Raw genomic sequence first — 18,366 nt, 5'->3', positions numbered from 1 at the left:
GTGTCTGTGCTGGCCCCATCGCGAGCAAGCTCGCTCCCACAGGTTTTGTGAACGCCACAGACCCTATGTGGGAGCGAGCTTGCTCGCGATGGGGCCTTTGGATCAGACCTTGAACTGATTGATCAACCGCCGCTGCTGCTCAGCCAACTTGGTCAGATCCGCACTCGCCGCACTCGATTCATCCGCTCCGCCCGCCACTTCATTGGCCACTTGCCCGATGTTGATCACGTTCCGGTTAATGTCATCAGCCACCGCACTCTGTTCCTCAGCCGCACTGGCAATCTGGGTGTTCATGTCGTTGATCACCGACACCGCCTGAGTAATCGTCTCCAGCGCCTCGGCCGCTTTCGCCGCGTGCTGCACGCTTTCATCGGTGCGGCTCTGACTGTCCTCCATCACCCGCACCACATCGCGCGTGCCTTGTTGCAGTTGCTGAATCATGGTCTGAATTTCTTCAGTGGCTTTCTGAGTCTTCTGCGCCAGGTTGCGCACTTCATCGGCTACCACCGCAAAACCGCGTCCCTGTTCGCCAGCGCGGGCCGCTTCGATGGCGGCGTTCAAGGCCAGCAGGTTGGTCTGCTCGGCGATCCCTCGAATGGCCGTCAGGATCGCATTGATGTTCTCGCTGTCCTTGGCCAAGGTCTGCACCACGCCGACAGCCTTACCGATTTCTATCGCCAGCACGCCAATCGAGTTCGACGTATCGCGCACGATTTGCATGCCTTGCGCCGCGGCCTGATCCGCATGACTGGCGGCTTGCGCAGCCTGGGTCGCGTTGCGCGCCACGTCCTGGGCGGTGGCGGTCATTTCATGCACCGCCGTGGCCACCTGATCGATCTCGGCCATTTGCTTGTGCACACCGATGTTGGTGCGGATGGCGATATCGGCAGTGTGTTCCGATGAATCACTGACGCTCTGCACCGAAGTCACGACCTGGGTGATCATTACCTGCAACTTGGCCAGGAAGGTGTTGAAGCCTTTGGCGATCGAGCCCAATTCGTCGGCGCGGTCGCTGGTCAGGCGGCGAGTCAGGTCACCTTCGCCCTGAGCGATGTCGTCGAGCATGGCAACCATCTGCTTCAGCGGCCGGGCAATGCCGTGGCCCACCAGCCAGATCACCAGCAAGCCGATACCGGCAATCAACAAACCGACCATGGCCATGCCAAAGGTGTCGGACTTGCGCTGGGCGTCCAGATCGCCCTGAAGTTTTTGCAGGTCGGCCATTACTGCGTTCAGCGGCAATTGCAGCATGAGGGTCCAGCGAGCGTCGGTCTGGCCAATACCGAACGGCAGGTACAACTCGATCCGGCCCTGGGCCTTGTCGACGGTGTAGGTGACTTCGCCGCGCTTGAGATTGGCCATGTTGGCGATCTGCTGGCTGTCGAGGATGTCGCTGACCTTCTCGCCGAATTTGCTCGGGTCCTTGGTATAGGCAACGATCCGGCTGTTGCCGCCAATCAGGGCCATTTCACCAGCGCCGCTGTACAACTTCTGATTCGCGCCGAGGAGCATTTCCTGGATGAAGTTCACCGAGAGGTCGGCGCCGACGATGCCCTGGAAGGCCCCGTTGAGCATGATCGGTTCTATAAAGGAGGCGAGCATGACGATCTTGTCGCCGACCTTGTAGGGCGCCGGATCGATCACACAGGATTTTTTGGTTTCTTTCGAGCACAGGTAGTACTCGCTGGCGCGTACGCCGGTGGACAGGGTTTTCTGGTCGTCGACGTCCACCAGTTTGTCCAGGCCCAGGCTGCCGTCTTCGTTGCGGAACCACCAAGGCAGGAAGCGACCGTTGCTGGCGTCGATGCCGACCACCTGGGTGTCGACGTAAGCCGCATCGTTGTGATCCAGGGCGTTTTTTTCCCAACCGATGTAGGTGCCGAGAATTTTCGGGTTCTTGACGACGTTTTCCTTGATCAGACTGATCAATTGCTCGCGGCTCAGGTTCAACTGTGGCTTGCCATCGGCACCCGGTGTGCCGATCAATGCGTTGACTCGCACCAGTCCGCCGGCAATCAGCAGTGGCGCTTCGAGCTCGCGCTGGATTTGGCTGACCTGGGTTTGCGCCAATGACGTCAGGCGTTGTTCGATGACTTGCTCGAATTGTGCCTGGGTCCGCTGCTGGACCATGTCTTGTGTCCGTGCGCCGGAAAACAGGGCGTACAGCACCAGGGCTGCCACGACACTAAGAACGATGGCGCCGGCGAGGGCCGCCACGGAAAACTGGATCGACTTGAATTTCATGGGTGCTCCGCACGCAAGAGGACGTCTGCGGTGCTGTATCGGCAGGGGTGTCGATGGCCATGAGCGGAGGTTGGCGAATTGGCTGTTTTGGAGGGTTTGATGTCGCAAACGAATCACTGCGGGCCGTTATCGACCACGGTGGGCACCGTTGTGTGAATTTTTTCCTACGGCCATGAGAGCTTTGTCTGAAATGTGCGTCTACACCTCTGTTGTATCTGGCGTCGATACAATTCACCACCTAGGATACGCCGCATGTTTTCAGAGAGATTTTTGATGAACAAGACATTGGTTTTGTGTGTGCTGAGCGCAGGTTTGCTGCTCACCGGTTGCCAGTCGGTCAATACCACCAGCGGTGGCGCGGTGGGCGTTGAGCGCAAGCAGTACATGTTCAGCATGTTGTCGACCGACGAGGTCAACCAGATGTACGCCCAGTCCTATCAAAAGACTGTCGGCGAGGCGAACACCAAAGGCGTGCTGGACAAGACCAGTAACGAGGCCAAACGTGTCCAGGCCATTGCCGACCGGCTGATCGCCCAGGCGCCGGTTTTCCGTCCGGATTCGGCCCAATGGAAATGGGAAGTCAACCTGATCAAGAGCGACGAACTCAACGCCAACTGCGGGCCCGGCGGCAAGATCATTTTCTACACGGGGCTGATCGACAGCCTGCAACTGACCGACGATGAGATCGCCGCGATCATGGGCCACGAAATCGCCCACGCCCTGCGCGAGCATGGTCGTGAAGCGATGTCCAAGGCCTACGGCATCGAAATGGCCAAGCAGGGCGCCGGTACCTTGTTCGGTCTGGGCCAGGACAGCCTGGCGTTGGCGGATACCGTGGCCAACTACGGCATGACCTTGCCCAACAGTCGCGCCAATGAAAACGAGGCGGACCTGATCGGCCTGGAACTGGCCGCTCGCGCCGGTTACAACCCGAACGCCGCGATCACCCTGTGGAACAAGATGACCAAGGCCTCGGAAGGTTCGCCGCCGGAGTTCATGAGTACTCACCCGGCGTCGTCGAGTCGTATTGCTTCGTTGCAGGCGGCGATTCCGAAAGTCATGCCGTTGTACGAGAAAGCCAGGAAATCCTGATGCACATGCGGTGCTGCCACTGACGCCTTCGCGAGCAAGCCCGCTCCCACATTGGAACGCGATCTCCTGTGGGAGCGAGCCTGCTCGCGAAGAACGATAACGCGGTCTGACGGCCTACGGGGTTAAACCCAACCGCTGCTCTGCATCGCCTTGTACACCGCGACAATGGCGAGGATGAAGAACGCCGACGCCGCCAGGCGACGGATCAGGGTGAGCGGCAATTTATCCGCGGCAAAATTACCCGCCAAAACCACTGGCACGTTGGCAATCAACATGCCGGCGGTAGTGCCGATGATCACCAGCCACAGCTCCGGGTATTGCGCAGCGAGCATTACCGTGGCGACTTGAGTCTTGTCGCCCATCTCCGCAAGGAAAAACGCGATCAACGTGGTCAGGAACGGTCCGAACTTGCGGGCGGTGCTGGCTTCGTCGTCGTCCATCTTGTCCGGCACCAGGGTCCACAATGCGGTCGCGGTGAAACTCGCGGCGAGGATCCAGTGCAGCGTCGCATTCGAGAAGAAACTACCGACCCAGGCGCCTACCGCACCAGCTGCTGCGTGGTTGGCCAGGGTTGCAGCGACGATACCGGCGATGATCGGCCAGGGTTTGCGAAAGCGAGCGGCGAGAATGAGCGCGAGCAGTTGCGTCTTGTCGCCGATTTCGGCCAAGGCAACGATTGCGGTGGGAACGAGAAGTGAATCCAGCATCAGGGTTTTCCTAAGGGGCGGGTCGACACGGCTATGACACGTACAGCCTTCCCGCCCCGGGTAAGGTGTTCGTGTCATAGGTCTTGTCAAACCCTGCGATCCGTCTGATGCGGACGCTTGGGTCGCATACGCCATGGTCTGTTGACCAAGTATGTTGACGTATGCCGGACGAGCATGGTGCTCGTGGGAGACTACTCCCCTAGGACGGAGCGGATTCTGCCTAGGCAAAATCCGTTAGGCAAGCACTTATTTATCAGCCGCGTTTGGCCCGATAGATTCTGAAACCCTGTCCCTCGGCCTTGATTGCGCACACGCCGAGGTGCTCTTCGATCAGTGGTTGATACTTCAGGAAGCTGTTGGCTACCAAACGCAGTTCGCCACCGTTTTTCAGATGTTTGGCTGCTTTTCGCAGCAAGTTCTCGGTAGCGAAGTAGTCGGTGTGTACGCCGACATGGAACGGTGGGTTGCTCAAAATCGCACTCAAACCCATCGGTGCTGCGTCGATACCGTCACCGGTAATCACATCAGCTTCCAGACCGTTGGCAGCCAATGTCAGGCGACTACTGGCAGCCGCAAACGCATCCACATCAAGCAAGGTGACCTGGTTGTGTGGATAGCGACGTTTCACCGCTGCTCCCAACACGCCGGCGCCGCAACCGAAGTCCAGCAAATGGCCGCTCGGCAATTTGTCCAGATGCTCCAGCAACAGCGCGCTGCCGCGATCCAGCCGACCGTGGCTGAACACGCCCGGCAGGCTGATGACTTTTAGCGGACCTTCGGCCAGCGGCAACTCATAAGTCTGGGCCAGGCTTTCCAGCGACTTGGCTTCTGGCGCAGTGGCCACGGTAACCTGCCACAGCTGGCAATGCCGCGCGCTGTCGAGCTTGCGCGGTTTGCCGAAGGGGTTCAGTTGCTTGGCCGCACCTTCGATGCCGCTGCGTTTTTCACCCACCAGATACAGTTCACGACCGGCCAGTCTGGAGGCGAGGGCGTTGAGGATGTAGTCGGTCAGGTCCTTGGACTTGGGCAGAAACACCACGGCGGTGTCGAACGCGCGCTCCGGTACAGTCACACCGAAATGGCTGCGCTCGGCGAAGCGGGCATCCAGCGCTGCTTGATCGCCGGCATGCCAGCACCAGCCATGAGCGTCGGGCAAACGGCCCAGCAGGTCATCGGCGGGCAAACCGGCCAGCAGCACCGAACCCTGGAACAACTCGGCCTGACGAAGCAGTACTTCACTGCGCGGATCCATACTCTGCTCCTGTAAAAAAAGTGCCGCAGTCTATCAACTGACGACCCGCAGTGCTTTACCGCTGAAGTATCCCTGAGCGTTTTCGGTCAACTGGCCCACGATTCGCTGGCGTGCCTCGCGACTGCCCCAGGCGTTGTGCGGGGTGACAATCAACCGTGGAATGTCGTGGGCCAGCAGCGGATTGCCGGCGGTCGGTGGCTCGACGCTCAGCACGTCGGTGGCCGCGCCACCCAGGTGACCGTTGCGCAAGGCATCGGCCAGCGCCTGTTCGTCGATCAAGCCGCCGCGTGCGGTGTTGACCACGAACGCACCGGGTTTCATCGAGGCCAGCTCACGGGCTCCGATGAAGTGGCGGGTGTGTTCGTTGAGCGGGCAGTGCAGGGTCAGCGCGTCGATCTGCGGCAGCAGCTCTTCCAGTGGCAAACGATCCGGCCGGGCAGGGCGCCCGGGAATCTGACCGAGCAGTACGCGCATGCCAAAGGCTTCGGCCAGTCGTGCGACCGCGCCGCCCAGTTCGCCGTGACCGAGCAGGCCGAGGGTTTTGCCTTCCAGTTCGACAATCGGGTAATCCAGCAGACAGAACTGTTTCGCCTGCTGCCAGCGACCTTCGCCGACAGCCTTTTGATAATCGGCCAGGCGCGTCGCCAGATTGAGCAGCAACATGATCGTGTGCTGCGCCACCGACGGCGTGCCGTAACCCTGGCAGTTACAGACGGTAATTCCGTGGGCGCGGGCGGCGGCGAGGTCAACGTTGTTGGTGCCGGTGGCCGTGATCAGGATCAGCTTCAGCTCGGGGCTGGCAGCGATGGCGGCGGCGTCGATCAGGATTTTGTTGCTGATGGCAACGGTGGCGCCCTTGAGGCGTTCGATCACTTGGTCCTGCGTGGTCTGGGCGAAAAGCTGTAAGTCACTGAAACACTCTTGCAGCGGGCTGAGGTCGAGGTCGCCCAGGTCCAGGGACGGATGGTCGAGGAAAACGGCGCGGTGAGTGTTCGTCATCAACTGTACCTTTTGTGCAATGAACTGAAGGCGTAATCTGCCGAGCCTAGCAGATGAAGCAAACAGTTACGCTTGGCCAAAAGGATCCCCTATGTACTGGACAGAGTTTTTGACCGTTGCCCTGATTCACTTGCTGGCCGTGGCCAGCCCCGGCCCGGACTTTGCCGTGGTGGTGCGTGAGAGCGTGACCCATGGTCGTCGCGCTGGCACCTGGACGGCGCTGGGTGTCGGCACGGCGATTTTCCTGCACGTCGGCTACTCGTTGCTCGGCATTGGCCTGATCGTGTCCCAGTCGATCGTGTTGTTTAATGCCCTGAAATGGGCGGCCGCCGCGTACCTGCTGTACATCGGCTTCAAGGCCTTGCGAGCACAGCCGGCCCAACCTGCGGCTGACGATCTGCACAAGGAAGCGGGCGAGCGCACTGCTCGCGGCGCTTTCACTTCGGGTTTCGTGACCAACGGTCTGAACCCGAAAGCGACGCTGTTCTTCCTTTCGCTGTTCACCGTGGTGATCAATCCGCACACGCCGCTGGCGGTACAGGCGGGCTACGGCATCTACCTCGCGGTAGCCACAGCGGTGTGGTTCTGCCTGGTGGCGATGCTGTTCAGCCAGCAGCGCGTGCGCGCAGGTTTTGCCCGGATGGGCCACTGGTTCGATCGGACCATGGGCGCGGTACTGATCGCCATTGGTGTGAAACTCGCGTTTACCGAGATGCACTGACGTCCTGTGAGGCGGCTAGCGATGTAATACCAGCCGCTTGAAGCGTTTGAAGCTGGTTCTATTGAGGTGCCGCCAGGGAATCGAGCGCAACAGCTGCCAGGCTTCTTTCTTGTCTTCGATCACGGCGTATTTGAGGGCCTTGTTCACCAGTTTGGTGCGGGCGCTGTGGTAGCCGGGATGGTTCACGTACGGCGCGATCGCCTCAAGGTCCGCCTGGAGCAATATCCGGTATTTTCTCGACAGGTTGTTGGCATGGCGGCGATAGCGGGTCATGCAGATCGGCAATTCATGGATCTCATAACCCAGCCGGGCAATCCGCAACGTCATCTGAAAGTCCTGAACCCGCAGCTTCGGCGCGTAGAAGTCGGCACTTCGCATCGCTTTCATGCGATAGAGCGCAACAGGGGCGCCGATCACGACGGCACCTCTGAGGACCTGATCGAAGTTGTAGGTATGGATCTGCTCGCGTTGTTGCTGCTTGATGGTGTTGCCATCGCTGTCCATGTAGCTGATCAGCGCACCCACGCAGCCGACGTCCGGGTGCTGATCCAGATACTCGGCGCGAATGCGCACCGACCCCGGCAACATGATGTCATCCAGGTCCGGCGTCGACACATAGACGCCTTTGGCGTATCGCAAGCCGTGGTTGAGTGCTGCGCTCACGCCCCGGTTCGGTTGCGAATACAGCTGGAAGTCATAGATTTGTTGTAAGCGCTTGAGTATGGCGAGGCTGTCGTCGCTGGACCCATCGTCCACGATGATGACTTCGAAGTTCGGGTAGTCCTGGGCGAAGATGCTCTTGATGGCGTCTTCAAGGTACTTTTGCGCGTTGAAACAGGGCGCCACGATGGAAACCAGGGGCGCTTGTGTCGATGGGGAGTTCTCGGTCAGTTCAATACTCATTGTTGTATGCGATACCGATGGCGTATGACCAGACAGGTCTAGTGACAAGATCCTTCTCTTGAAGATGAGGTGGAGGGTTGGGCGACCCGGGCAACTGTTTGGCTGCCAACCGATCGGCTCATCGTGTCCGTATCGTACGTAGGGTCACAGACAAGTGTTGCGCGCATGCGTTTCAACGTTTTACAGCGCAGATCCCGAATTCCCGACGAAACACGCCGGGTAGTGGCGCAAAGCTAGCATTTGTCCGGCTCTGCAAATCATTCCTTTGGCTGATTTGGCTGGCGTCCAAGGGCACTAAAGTGCTTACTTTCAGCCACGACCGTGCAGTCAGAAAAGGGACTCTTATGTTGCAGACTCGCGTTATCCCCCCAGCCGAAGGCGCTTACCAGTATCCGCTGCTGATTAAACGGCTGCTGATGTCCGGCGCTCGTTATGAGAAAACCCGCGAGATCATTTACCGCGACCAGTTGCGCTACAGCTATCCGACCCTGATCGAACGGGTCGCAAGGCTGGCCAACGTGCTGACGGCGGCCGGCGTCAAGGCCGGGGATACCGTGGCGGTGATGGACTGGGACAGCCATCGTTATCTGGAATGCATGTTCGCCATCCCGATGATCGGCGCGGTGATCCACACCATTAACGTGCGCCTGTCACCGGAACAGATCCTCTACACCATGAACCATGCCGAGGACCGCTTTGTGCTGGTCAACAGCGAGTTCGTCGGGTTGTACCAGGCCATTGCCGGGCACCTGACCACGGTGGAGAAAACCCTGCTGCTGACTGACCTGCCGGAAAAAACCGCCGACTTGCCGAACCTCATCGGCGAGTATGAGCAGTTGCTGGCGGCGGCGAGCACGCAGTACGACTTCCAGGACTTCGACGAAAACTCGGTCGCGACCACGTTCTACACCACCGGCACCACCGGTAATCCCAAAGGTGTGTACTTCACCCATCGGCAACTGGTGCTGCACACAATGGGTGTGTCGACCATCATGGGCGCCATCGACAGCGTGCGGTTGCTGGGCACCAACGATGTTTACATGCCGATCACCCCGATGTTCCATGTGCACGCCTGGGGCCTGCCGTATGTGGCGACCATGCTCGGGCTCAAGCAGGTCTATCCCGGTCGCTATGACCCCGAGTACCTGGTGGAGCTGTGGCGCAAGGAGAAGGTCACCTTTTCCCATTGTGTGCCGACCATCCTGCAAATGGTCCTCAATTCCAAAGCGGCGCAAGGCACGGATTTCGGTGGCTGGAAAATCGTCATCGGCGGCAGTGCACTCAACCGTGCGCTGTACGACGCGGCGAAGGCCAAGGGCATTCAACTGACCGCCGCTTACGGCATGTCGGAAACCGGGCCGTTGGTGTCGTGTGCACACCTCAATGACGAGCTGATGGCCGGCACCGAAGACGAACGCACCACGTACCGGATCAAGGCCGGCGTGCCGGGACCATTGGTGGAGGCGGCGATCGTCGACACTGACGGCAACTTCCTGCCCGCCGATGGCGAGACCCAAGGCGAACTGGTGCTGCGTGCACCGTGGCTCACCGAGGGTTATTTCAACGAACCGCAAAAGGGCGCCGAGCTCTGGGCCGGGGGCTGGCTGCACACCGGTGATGTAGCGACCCTGGACAGCATGGGTGTGATCGACATTCGCGACCGGATCAAGGACGTGATCAAGACCGGCGGCGAGTGGATCTCCTCCCTGGACCTGGAAGATCTGATCAGTCGCCACGCGGCGGTACGCGAAGTAGCAGTGGTGGGCATCGCCGATCCGCAGTGGGGCGAACGTCCGTTCGCACTGCTGGTGGTCCGCGAAGGCCATGTGATCGGGGCCAAAGAACTGAAGGAACACCTCAAGCCGTTCGTGGAACTGGGGCACCTGAGCAAGTGGGCCATCCCGAGCCAGATCGCCCTTGTTACTGAAATTCCCAAGACCAGTGTCGGCAAACTCGACAAGAAACGTATTCGCGTCGACATCACCGAATGGCAAGCCAACAACAGCACCTTCCTCTCGACGCTTTAAGCGTCACTTGGCGTGCCCAAAAGGGCACGCCAAGCCCACCAAGCAAGCGCTTGGCTTGTCAAATCCGAATTTTCAGCCATCCTAGACGGGCCGACGGGTGTCGGCTTGGCAAAGGACTGTTCCAGAGTGGCTGGCAGCTGCAAATCACACTTTAGAGGGATCAAGCAGTACTACCTGCTGGCTATAGTCCGCTCAAGGATTTTTAAGAACGGAGCAAACGCACAAAACGGGGCGATGCAACTTTGGAATGACTTAGGGACACCTTGGCTCCCAGTCATCCACAGCGTTTTTAGAAGTGCTCACTGCCATAACAATAATGCACATGGAGTAGCGTCGATGACATCAGTAAACCAGTTCTGGCGCCGGGCGAAACTGCCCCTGGCGGTCAGTCTTGCCTCTACGCTCGCCGGGCCAGCATTCGGCGTCAGTTTCAACGTTGGTGAAATCGAAGGTCAGTTCGACTCGTCCCTGTCGGTCGGTGCCAGTTGGTCGACTGAAAATGCCAACAAGAACCTCATCGGCGTCAACAACGGCGGCCGCGGCCTGTCCCAGACTTCCGACGACGGTCACCTGAACTTCAAGAGCGGCGAAACGTTCTCCAAGATCTTCAAGGGCATCCATGACCTCGAATTGAAATATGGCGATACCGGCGTTTTCGTCCGTGGCAAATACTGGTACGACTTCGAACTCAAGGACGAAAGTCGTCCGTTCAAGGACATCAGCGACAGCAACCGCAAGGAAGGCGCCAAGTCCTCCGGCGGCCAGATCCTCGACGCCTTCGTCTACCACAACTATTCCGTTGCCGATCAGCCGGGCTCCGTGCGTCTGGGCAAGCAAGTAGTGAGTTGGGGTGAAAGTACTTTCATCGGCGGTGGCATCAACTCGATCAACCCGATCGACGTGTCTGCGTTCCGTCGCCCCGGTGCCGAGATCAAGGAAGGCCTGATCCCGGTCAACATGTTCTACGTGTCCCAGAGCCTCACCGAGAACCTCTCGACTGAAGCCTTCTACCAGCTCGAATGGGACCAGACCGTTGTCGACAACTGCGGCACCTTCTTCTCGCAACCGGACGTGATTGCGGATGGCTGCGATAACAACCTGGCCGTACTGCGTACCCGTAACGGACTCAACAGCGCATTGACGGCTGCGGGGCTGCCGGCTTCGCTGCGTAATGCCAGCATCAACACCTTGGCTGCCAAAGGCGTGACCTGGGGCAACCCGGATGAAGGTGTCATCGTTCGTCGCGGTCCGGATCGCGATGCCCGTGACAGCGGTCAATTTGGCGTGTCCTTCAAATACATGTTCGATCCGCTGGACACCGAGTTCGGCGCCTACTTCATGAACTACCACAGCCGTGCGCCGATTTTCAGCGGCAAAGGTGCTCCGGCGAGCGCTTACAGCGCAGCGGGCCTGGTGGGTTCACTGAGGGCTGCGGGTGTTCCGGCCGGTGTCGCGGCAGGCCTGGCCCCGACCTTGCTGCCGTTGGTGGTGGCGGGTAACTCCAGCTACTACGTCGAGTACCCTGAAGATATTCGCCTGTATGGCTTGAGCTTCTCCACCACGTTACCGACAGGTACTGCGTGGAGTGGTGAAGTCAGCTACCGGCCGAATGCTCCGGTTCAGCTCAACACCACTGACATCCTGTTTTCCGGTCTGACGCCTCTGAACCCTAACGTTTCCGTGCTCCAAGGGACGCCAGGACAGGATCAACAAGGCTATCGCCGCAAGGAAGTAACCCAGCTCCAGACGACCCTTACTCACTTCTTCGACCAGGTGATGGGCGCTGAACGACTGACCCTGGTGGGCGAGGTCGGCTTTACTCACGTTGGCGGTCTGGAAAGCTCTTCCAAAGCGCGTTACGGCCGTGACCCGAGCTACGGCCCTGGTCCATTGCCAAGTGGTCAGTGCGTGGCATTGAACACCTCTACCCTGGCAGGCGGACCGCAAAACAACGTCAGTCGCTACTGCGAAAACGACGGGTTCACCACCGCAAACTCCTGGGGTTACCGCGGTCGTGCCATCTGGGAATACAACGACGTATTCGCCGGTGTGAACCTCAAGCCGAACGTGGCCTGGTCTCATGACGTGGAAGGCTACTCGCCTGGCCCTGGCGGCAACTTCGAGGAAGGTCGCAAAGCGGTGAGCCTGGGCGTCGATGCCGAGTACCAGAACACCTACACCGCGAGCCTGGCTTACACCAACTTCTTTGATGGCAAGTACACCACCGTCGATGACCGCGACTTCGTTGCGCTCAGCTTCGGCGTGAACTTCTAAGCACTGCATTATCAGGACGAACACACCTATGAAAATAACAAAGAGTCTGTTCCACGTCGGTGTTCTGGGGCTTTCGCTGCTGGCGACCGGCGTCATGGCGGCGGTCCCTGCGGCCGAAGCGGACAAACTGGGCAAGAGCCTGACCCCGATGGGCGCCGAGATGGCGGGCAACGCTGACGGATCGATCCCGGCCTGGAAGCCGATGGCGAAAAACGCCGGCACCGCCGACAGCAAAGGTTTCCTGTCTGACCCGTTCGCCAGTGAAAAACCACTGTTCACCATCACCGCGCAGAACGTCGACCAGTACAAGGACAAACTCGCACCGGGCCAGTACGCGATGTTCAAGCGCTACCCGGAAACCTTCAAGATGCCGGTCTACCCGTCCCATCGCGGCGCGACCGTGCCGGATGCCGTGTTTGCCGCCATCAAGAAAAACGCCACCGCCACTAACCTGGTGTCCGGCGGCAACGGTCTGGAGAACTTCGAAACCGCAGTCCCATTCCCGATTCCGAAGACCGGCGTCGAAGTCATCTGGAACCACATCACCCGCTATCGCGGTGGCAGCGTGACCCGTCTGGTGACCCAGGCGACGCCGCAGCCGAACGGCTCGTACAGCCTGGTGTACTTCCAGGACCAGTTCGTGTTCCGCGACAAGATGAAGGATTACGATCCGGCGAACCCGGGCAACATCCTGTTCTACTTCAAGCAGAAAGTGACCGCGCCGGCACGTCTGGCCGGTGGTGTGCTGCTGGTGCACGAAACCCTCGACCAGGTGAAAGAGCCACGTTCGGCGTGGGTCTACAACGCCGGTCAGCGTCGTGTACGTCGCGCACCACAAGTGTCCTATGACGGGCCGGGTACCGCAGCCGATGGCCTGCGTACCTCCGACAACCTGGACATGTACAACGGTGCACCGGATCGTTACGACTGGAAACTCGAAGGCAAGAAAGAGATGTACATCGCCTCCGACAGCTACAAACTCGACTCGCCGCAACTCAAGTACGACGACATCATCAAGGCCGGTCACATCAACCAGGACCTGGCTCGTTACGAGCTGCGCCGGGTCTGGCATGTGGTGGCTACCTTGAAGGAAGGTCAGCGTCACATCTACGCCAAGCGTGACTTCTACATCGACGAAGACACCTGGCAGGCGGCCGTGATCGACCACTACGACGGTCGTAATCAACTGTGGCGTGTGGCGGAAGCTCACTCCCAGAATTACTACAACGTTCAAGTGCCGTGGTACACCCTGGAAACCTTGTACGACCTGCAATCGGGCCGCTACCTGGCACTGGGCATGAAGAACGAAGAGAAATCGGCGTATGACTTCGGTTTCACCGCTACCACCAGCGACTTCACTCCGGCCGCTCTGCGCCAGGATGGTGTTCGCTAAGTTGCCCTGAACAGAGGCCGCATCCTCGAGAAACGCCCCGACTGGTTCGGGGCGTTTTTTTTGAATTTCATAACGATCGTTGTAGGACGGTGTGACTGTCGGGTTTGCTCGACACTTCTGCTTGTATTCTTTTTGTAGCCATTTGTAGCAATAACCTTCATTCCCTCTTCGTTTACCGATAGGCTGCGGACATCTGCAACGCCGCCAACCGCCATTCAAACAAGAGCCGGCCATGACTGATCTGTCCCCACACCCGGGCCCTGCAAGCATTGCCGTCGCGGCACTGGACGGGCGTTTTTTTCGGCCTCCGTTGCCCGACGGCCATGTGCTGCGACCTCGTCTGTGCGAGCGCCTGAGTGCGGGCCTCGGTGGCAGGTTGTTGTTGGTCAGCGCACCGGCGGGGTTTGGCAAGAGTTCGTTGGCGGTGGAGTTCTGTCAGGGCTTGCCGGCTCACTGGCAAAGTCTGTGGCTGGGGTTGAGTCCGCGAGACAGCGATCCCGGACGTTTTCTCGAGCGGTTGCTCGAAGGCCTCCAGGACTTTTTTCCGCAACTGGGCAGCAAGTCCCTGGGCCTGCTGAAAATGCGCCAGCGGCATCAACCGTTTGCCTTTGAAGAATGGCTGGACGGTTTGCTCGATGAGTTGGCCGTGCACCTGTCTGCAAGTACGCCCCTGCTGTTGGTGCTGGATGACTACCATCTGGCGCAGGGCCCGGTTCTCGATCGCTGCCTGCAATTTTTCCTCAATCACCTGCCTGACGGCTTGCTGGTCATGGTCACCAGTCGGCAGCGGCCGGACTGGCATCTGGCGCGCCTGCGGCTGTCGCGGCAACTGCTCGAGTTGAATGAACAGGACTTGCGCCTGACTCACGACGAAGCCTTGACCCTGCTTGATCGGCACAGCAGTTCCTTGCGCGGCGAAGCGCTGGAGAGTCTCATCCAGCGCAGCGAAGGTTGGGTCGCCGGACTGCGTTTCTGGCTGCTGGCAGCGTCTGAAGCGGGTTCCCAGGGTGCTTTGCCGCAGACCTTGCATGGCGGGGAAGGGCTGATCCGCGATTATCTGCTGGAAGAAGTCATCGATTGTCTGCCCGCCGAGGTGCAGTCATTCCTTTACGACACAGCACCTCAGGAACGCTTTTGCAGCGAATTGTGCGACGCCGTTCGCGAAGCCCATGACAGTGCCGAGATCCTGCGTTTTCTGCTGGCTCATCAGGTGTTCCTGGTGCCACTGGATGAAAATGGTCACTGGTATCGCTACCACCATTTGTTTTCCGACTTGTTGCGCACCCGGCCCACCGCGCAAGCGATGGTGCCGGCGGCCAGCCTGCACTTGCGCGCCTGTCGCTGGTTCAATGCCCAGGGGCTGCTCGACGAGGCGGTGGAGCAGGCGCTGCGTGCCGGGCACCTGGACGTCGCGGCGAACCTGGTGCAGAACCTCTCCGAAGAGCAGCTGCTGGCCGAACAGAACGTCGGCATGTTGCTGCGCTGGAAAATGGACTTGCCCGACAGCCTGCTGATCAGCACGCCACGGCTGATCGTGCTGTACAGCTGGGCGTTGGGGCTGGCCTGTCAGCTGGACGCCGCCGAGGAGCTGGCCAGTCATTTGAGCCGCTTCCTGCCGGCCCCGTCGGCCACTGCGCAGAAATCCATGCTGGCGCAATGGCTGGCCCTGAGTGGGGTCATCGCCCGCGGGCGCGGCAATCGCGAGCTGACGCTGCTCTACTGCACCGAAGCGCAGCAGAGCCTGCCCGCCAAACGCTACGGGCAGCGCCTGATGTGCCTCTCGACCCTGTCCAACCTGGCCATTGCCGACGGTGACTTGTGGCGTGCCCGCGGGTTGAACCGTGAATCTCTGGAGTTGGCGCAACGGGTCGGCAACCCACTGTTCGAAGCGCTGGCTCATTACGACCGCGCTCGTGTGCTGCAGGCGCGAGGGGAAATCCTTCGTGCGCTGGATGAAGTGCGCCAGGGGCTGCAACGCCTGCAAGGGTTATCCCCGCAACGGCTGTATGCCGTCCGCGCCCGACTGACTTTGTACGAAGGCTTTTTGTTAGCCCTGCGCTTGCAGCCCCAAGCCGCACGGGCACGCTTGCAAGCCGGTTTGAATGAAGCACGCGCCTGTCGGGATATCAGCGTATTGATCGGCCACTGCGTGATCGCCAGGCTTGAGGGCAGCAGCGGCGAATTCGCCAAAGCCTTCGCCGAACTCGCCGAAGCCGAGCGCCTGATGCACATCTGGGACGTGCCACCGATCTACTACCTGGCGATGATCACCCTGGTCAAATGCGAACTTTGGCTGGCTCAGGGGCGTACCGACCTGGCCGAAGCCTGGCTCGCTCGCTTGGGTCAGACCTACAACGGCGAACACGCGGCAGCCCCTCCGGAGTTCCATCCGCAACTGCCGCTGCATATCGAGTTGCAGCAAGCCTTGCTGGAGGTCATTCAGGGGCAGCCGATGCTGGCCGAAGGACGATTGAACGCGTTGCTTGAGCATGGGCAGCAAACCGGCAGGCAGCTGCTCAGCGTGATGGCACTGACTCAGAAAGTGACGTTATTGCTTGGGTGCGGGCGCGAACCCGAGGCCCGCAAGGCCCTGAGTCAGGCGCTGGAAGCTGCGGCCGGGGGAGTGCTGCAACCGTTTGACAGGCTGTTGGCTGAACATCCGGACTGGCTGCGTGGACAACTTCAACTCGGTGCACCGACGCCCGTTTCACTGAGCCTTGCAGAAAAACTTCCGGCGGTGACAGCCCGTCCCGCAGCAGAGTCATCCGCCGCCGCGGAACAACTCAGTACGCGGGAAATGGCTGTCCTGCGACTGATCGCCCAGGGCTGCTCGAATCAGGAGATCAGCGATCAGCTGTTTATTTCGCTGCACACCGTAAAAACTCACGCCAGCCATATCAACAGCAAGCTTGGGGTGGAGCGGCGAACGCAAGCGGTCGCCAGGGCGAAAGAGTTGGGTGTATTGCAGTAATCGCCGTTTGAAGACCTCCGAAGCAAGTTGGGCCTTGCGAACAGAGGTTTTCGGTCATTTCTCCTCTGAGACAGTCACTCCGGATGTCTGCCCCACGTCGATGGAGTGCTTCAGGATCGACAGTAAGCCTATGGAGCAGTCATCTCCGGTTTTACTGGCAATGGACTGTTGCAAGTTGTCACCCAACACTTCCCTCATTTTTTTTCTGGGCAACGTTGCATTCCACTCCAGCAGCTTTTGGATCGCCGGGGCGGGGACTCCGCTGGATTTGTCATAGAGACTTTGCGCGGTGCCGTCGCTCATGATCGCGAAGCCAGTCGTGGCTTCGATTTGCCCACGGTACAACCTGAGCCGCGACGCCGCTTTATGGTCAGTCAGCAACGGGGCGGTATTGGCCGACTCACCATTTTCTGGATGAGAAAGGGCCTGAAGTTGTCCGTCCGCGTCAACGCTTGCGATGACGCCATCGCCCAAGTGACCTGCGAGGTAGCGGCCTTGTGAGTAAGCGACAAACGACAAGGTACAGGCCAGGTCGTTGATATCGCCGCCGAGTTTTGCAGCTTTGCGTCTGAACGCGTCCAGGCAGCGATTAACCAGTCGCTGGGCTGCCTTCGCGTTGTGTTTGTCCATGTTTTGCCAGAGGCTTTCAAAGTTTTTGCAAACAAAAGCCAGGGTCGCCGTGACCGCTACTTGGGCGCCGATGTCGGATTTGGCTCTGGAGCCAGCCCCAACCGCCAATGAAATGCAGGTCACCTCGTTGGACTCTCTGGCCGCGACATAGTCCTGGCAAGGCGTTTGAGTTCTGAGGTGCTCGCGTCCTGCCACAAACGCGCAGGCCGTATTACAGCTGAAGTCTACCGGGATCTCAGGCATGGTTCAGGCCTGTGCCCAGGCTTCAATACCTTTAATGTCCTGACGAAGGAGATAGTCTTCTTGCATGGGATTATCCTTTTTGGGCTGAGCGTTACAAAAAACGCTTCAAGAGTCGTTTGAACCAGGCATTGGCTTCCTGCCGTCTTGTTTCAAAATAGGCGCGGCGCGAGGATAACCTATCAATTTTGCGCATCACAACCGCAGTACCCAGCCTTGGCACCAGGATTAAACCCATGCAAACCCCGAATACAGCCCTCATCCGCGAAACCTTCCCCGTCGGCCCGTTGCAGTGCAACTGCACGATCATCGGTGATCCGATCACCAAAAAGGCCATCGTGGTCGATCCGGGTGGTAATCACGAACTGATCCTCGCGCGGCTCGACGCACTGGGCTTGAAGGTGGTCAGCATCATTCATACTCATGCGCACCTCGATCACTTCCTGGCTTCCGGTCAGTTGAAGGAGAAAACCGGCGCAACCCTGCAATTGCATAAAGAAGATCAATTCCTCTGGGACAACCTGGAGATGCAGTGCCAGATGTTCGGTGTGCCCTACACGCCGGTGCCGCCGCCGGATCGCTGGTTGGCCGATGATGAAGAATTGGCCTGCGGCTGCGGCGTGGCGTTGCACACGCCGGGTCATACGCCGGGCTCCATGAGCTTTTGGTTTTCAGAGGCTAAGCTGCTGATTGCCGGTGACACGTTGTTTCGTCGCGGGGTAGGGCGCACGGATTTGTGGGGTGGCGATCAGGCGACCATCGTGCGGTCGATCAAGCAGCGGCTGTACACCCTCGACGAAGAGGCGACGGTGGTGACCGGGCATGGTCCGGACACACGTCTGGGCGATGAAATGCGCGAGAACCCTTTTGTGCGGGCGTGATTTCTAACGTTGTGAGGGGGCGTGGTGGAATT

The 18,366-nt window shown here is 59.5% G+C and carries 13 protein-coding genes and 1 riboswitch; of the genes, 7 read left to right on the top strand and 6 right to left on the bottom strand.

Annotated elements, in window-relative coordinates:
* Positions 1–102 precede the first annotated feature (102 nt).
* Positions 103–2,244, bottom strand: a complete 2,142-nt coding sequence (locus ACYZTZ_RS23010) for a methyl-accepting chemotaxis protein (RefSeq protein WP_461999802.1) — start codon at positions 2,242–2,244, stop codon at positions 103–105.
* Between the two features lie 273 nt (positions 2,245–2,517).
* On the opposite strand from ACYZTZ_RS23010, the gene ACYZTZ_RS23005 reads away from it, so the two are divergent.
* Positions 2,518–3,336 carry a M48 family metallopeptidase gene (locus tag ACYZTZ_RS23005; protein WP_461999801.1) on the top strand — a complete coding sequence of 273 codons (819 nt, stop codon included), beginning with the start codon at positions 2,518–2,520 and terminating at the stop codon, positions 3,334–3,336.
* 122 nt (positions 3,337–3,458) lie between these two features.
* Here ACYZTZ_RS23005 and ACYZTZ_RS23000 read toward each other — a convergent pair whose 3' ends face one another.
* The 3 genes from ACYZTZ_RS23000 to ACYZTZ_RS22990 form a co-directional block, all read right to left on the bottom strand.
* On the bottom strand, positions 3,459–4,043 hold the full coding sequence (locus tag ACYZTZ_RS23000; protein ID WP_008155932.1) for a TMEM165/GDT1 family protein: 585 nt from the start codon (positions 4,041–4,043) through the stop codon (positions 3,459–3,461).
* Positions 4,044–4,131: 88 nt separating this feature from the next.
* Positions 4,132–4,256, bottom strand: a riboswitch (yybP-ykoY riboswitch).
* Between the two features lie 40 nt (positions 4,257–4,296).
* Positions 4,297–5,295 (bottom strand): methyltransferase, encoded by a 999-nt coding sequence (locus ACYZTZ_RS22995; protein ID WP_461999800.1) that lies wholly within the window; start codon positions 5,293–5,295, stop codon positions 4,297–4,299.
* A 33-nt stretch (positions 5,296–5,328) separates the two neighbouring features.
* On the bottom strand, positions 5,329–6,294 hold the full coding sequence (locus ACYZTZ_RS22990; RefSeq protein ID WP_046048282.1) for a 2-hydroxyacid dehydrogenase: 966 nt from the start codon (positions 6,292–6,294) through the stop codon (positions 5,329–5,331).
* A gap of 91 nt (positions 6,295–6,385) precedes the next feature.
* Between ACYZTZ_RS22990 and ACYZTZ_RS22985 the strand changes: the two genes are divergently transcribed.
* Positions 6,386–7,015, top strand: coding sequence for a LysE family translocator (locus tag ACYZTZ_RS22985; RefSeq protein ID WP_046048281.1), 630 nt, complete (start codon positions 6,386–6,388; stop codon positions 7,013–7,015).
* Positions 7,016–7,030: 15 nt separating this feature from the next.
* Here the strand turns inward: ACYZTZ_RS22985 and ACYZTZ_RS22980 are convergent, their stop codons facing one another.
* Positions 7,031–7,918, bottom strand: a complete 888-nt coding sequence (locus ACYZTZ_RS22980) for a glycosyltransferase family 2 protein (protein ID WP_461999799.1) — start codon at positions 7,916–7,918, stop codon at positions 7,031–7,033.
* Between the two features lie 344 nt (positions 7,919–8,262).
* Between ACYZTZ_RS22980 and ACYZTZ_RS22975 the strand changes: the two genes are divergently transcribed.
* From ACYZTZ_RS22975 to ACYZTZ_RS22960, 4 genes are all read left to right on the top strand, one after another.
* A complete protein-coding gene (locus tag ACYZTZ_RS22975) occupies positions 8,263–9,945 on the top strand; it encodes a fatty acid--CoA ligase (RefSeq protein WP_056740849.1) in 1,683 nt (560 codons plus the stop codon).
* Between the two features lie 336 nt (positions 9,946–10,281).
* A complete protein-coding gene (locus ACYZTZ_RS22970) occupies positions 10,282–12,219 on the top strand; it encodes a DUF1302 domain-containing protein (protein ID WP_056740851.1) in 1,938 nt (645 codons plus the stop codon).
* 28 nt (positions 12,220–12,247) lie between these two features.
* Positions 12,248–13,612: a DUF1329 domain-containing protein gene (locus ACYZTZ_RS22965; RefSeq protein WP_056740853.1), complete on the top strand. Its 1,365-nt coding sequence runs from the start codon at positions 12,248–12,250 to the stop codon at positions 13,610–13,612.
* Positions 13,613–13,844: 232 nt separating this feature from the next.
* Positions 13,845–16,583 (top strand): LuxR C-terminal-related transcriptional regulator, encoded by a 2,739-nt coding sequence (locus tag ACYZTZ_RS22960; RefSeq protein ID WP_461999798.1) that lies wholly within the window; start codon positions 13,845–13,847, stop codon positions 16,581–16,583.
* Positions 16,584–16,637: 54 nt separating this feature from the next.
* Here the strand turns inward: ACYZTZ_RS22960 and ACYZTZ_RS22955 are convergent, their stop codons facing one another.
* A complete protein-coding gene (locus tag ACYZTZ_RS22955) occupies positions 16,638–17,456 on the bottom strand; it encodes a PP2C family serine/threonine-protein phosphatase (protein ID WP_461999797.1) in 819 nt (272 codons plus the stop codon).
* Between the two features lie 233 nt (positions 17,457–17,689).
* Here ACYZTZ_RS22955 and ACYZTZ_RS22950 point away from each other — a divergent pair, with 233 nt between their 5' ends.
* On the top strand, positions 17,690–18,334 hold the full coding sequence (locus ACYZTZ_RS22950) for an MBL fold metallo-hydrolase (protein ID WP_461999796.1): 645 nt from the start codon (positions 17,690–17,692) through the stop codon (positions 18,332–18,334).
* The last annotated feature ends 32 nt before the right edge of the window (positions 18,335–18,366 follow it).

The sequence above is a fragment of the Pseudomonas sp. LB3P58 genome, from assembly GCF_054897895.1.
Note: the sequence above shows the minus strand (reverse complement) of the source record. Positions and strands in the feature narration are given on the sequence as shown.

Excerpts from the sequence above, each read along its gene's own strand:
- ACYZTZ_RS22985 (WP_046048281.1), top strand. The coding sequence starts at position 6,386 with ATGTACTGGACAGAGTTTTTGACCGTTGCCCTGATTCACTTGCTGGCC.
- ACYZTZ_RS23010 (WP_461999802.1), bottom strand. The coding sequence starts at position 2,244 with ATGAAATTCAAGTCGATCCAGTTTTCCGTGGCGGCCCTCGCCGGCGCC.
- ACYZTZ_RS22970 (WP_056740851.1), top strand. The coding sequence starts at position 10,282 with ATGACATCAGTAAACCAGTTCTGGCGCCGGGCGAAACTGCCCCTGGCG.
- ACYZTZ_RS23005 (WP_461999801.1), top strand. The coding sequence starts at position 2,518 with ATGAACAAGACATTGGTTTTGTGTGTGCTGAGCGCAGGTTTGCTGCTC.
- ACYZTZ_RS22975 (WP_056740849.1), top strand. The coding sequence starts at position 8,263 with ATGTTGCAGACTCGCGTTATCCCCCCAGCCGAAGGCGCTTACCAGTAT.
- ACYZTZ_RS23000 (WP_008155932.1), bottom strand. The coding sequence starts at position 4,043 with ATGCTGGATTCACTTCTCGTTCCCACCGCAATCGTTGCCTTGGCCGAA.
- ACYZTZ_RS22955 (WP_461999797.1), bottom strand. The coding sequence starts at position 17,456 with ATGCCTGAGATCCCGGTAGACTTCAGCTGTAATACGGCCTGCGCGTTT.
- ACYZTZ_RS22960 (WP_461999798.1), top strand. The coding sequence starts at position 13,845 with ATGACTGATCTGTCCCCACACCCGGGCCCTGCAAGCATTGCCGTCGCG.
- ACYZTZ_RS22980 (WP_461999799.1), bottom strand. The coding sequence starts at position 7,918 with ATGAGTATTGAACTGACCGAGAACTCCCCATCGACACAAGCGCCCCTG.
- ACYZTZ_RS22950 (WP_461999796.1), top strand. The coding sequence starts at position 17,690 with ATGCAAACCCCGAATACAGCCCTCATCCGCGAAACCTTCCCCGTCGGC.
- ACYZTZ_RS22995 (WP_461999800.1), bottom strand. The coding sequence starts at position 5,295 with ATGGATCCGCGCAGTGAAGTACTGCTTCGTCAGGCCGAGTTGTTCCAG.
- ACYZTZ_RS22965 (WP_056740853.1), top strand. The coding sequence starts at position 12,248 with ATGAAAATAACAAAGAGTCTGTTCCACGTCGGTGTTCTGGGGCTTTCG.
- ACYZTZ_RS22990 (WP_046048282.1), bottom strand. The coding sequence starts at position 6,294 with ATGACGAACACTCACCGCGCCGTTTTCCTCGACCATCCGTCCCTGGAC.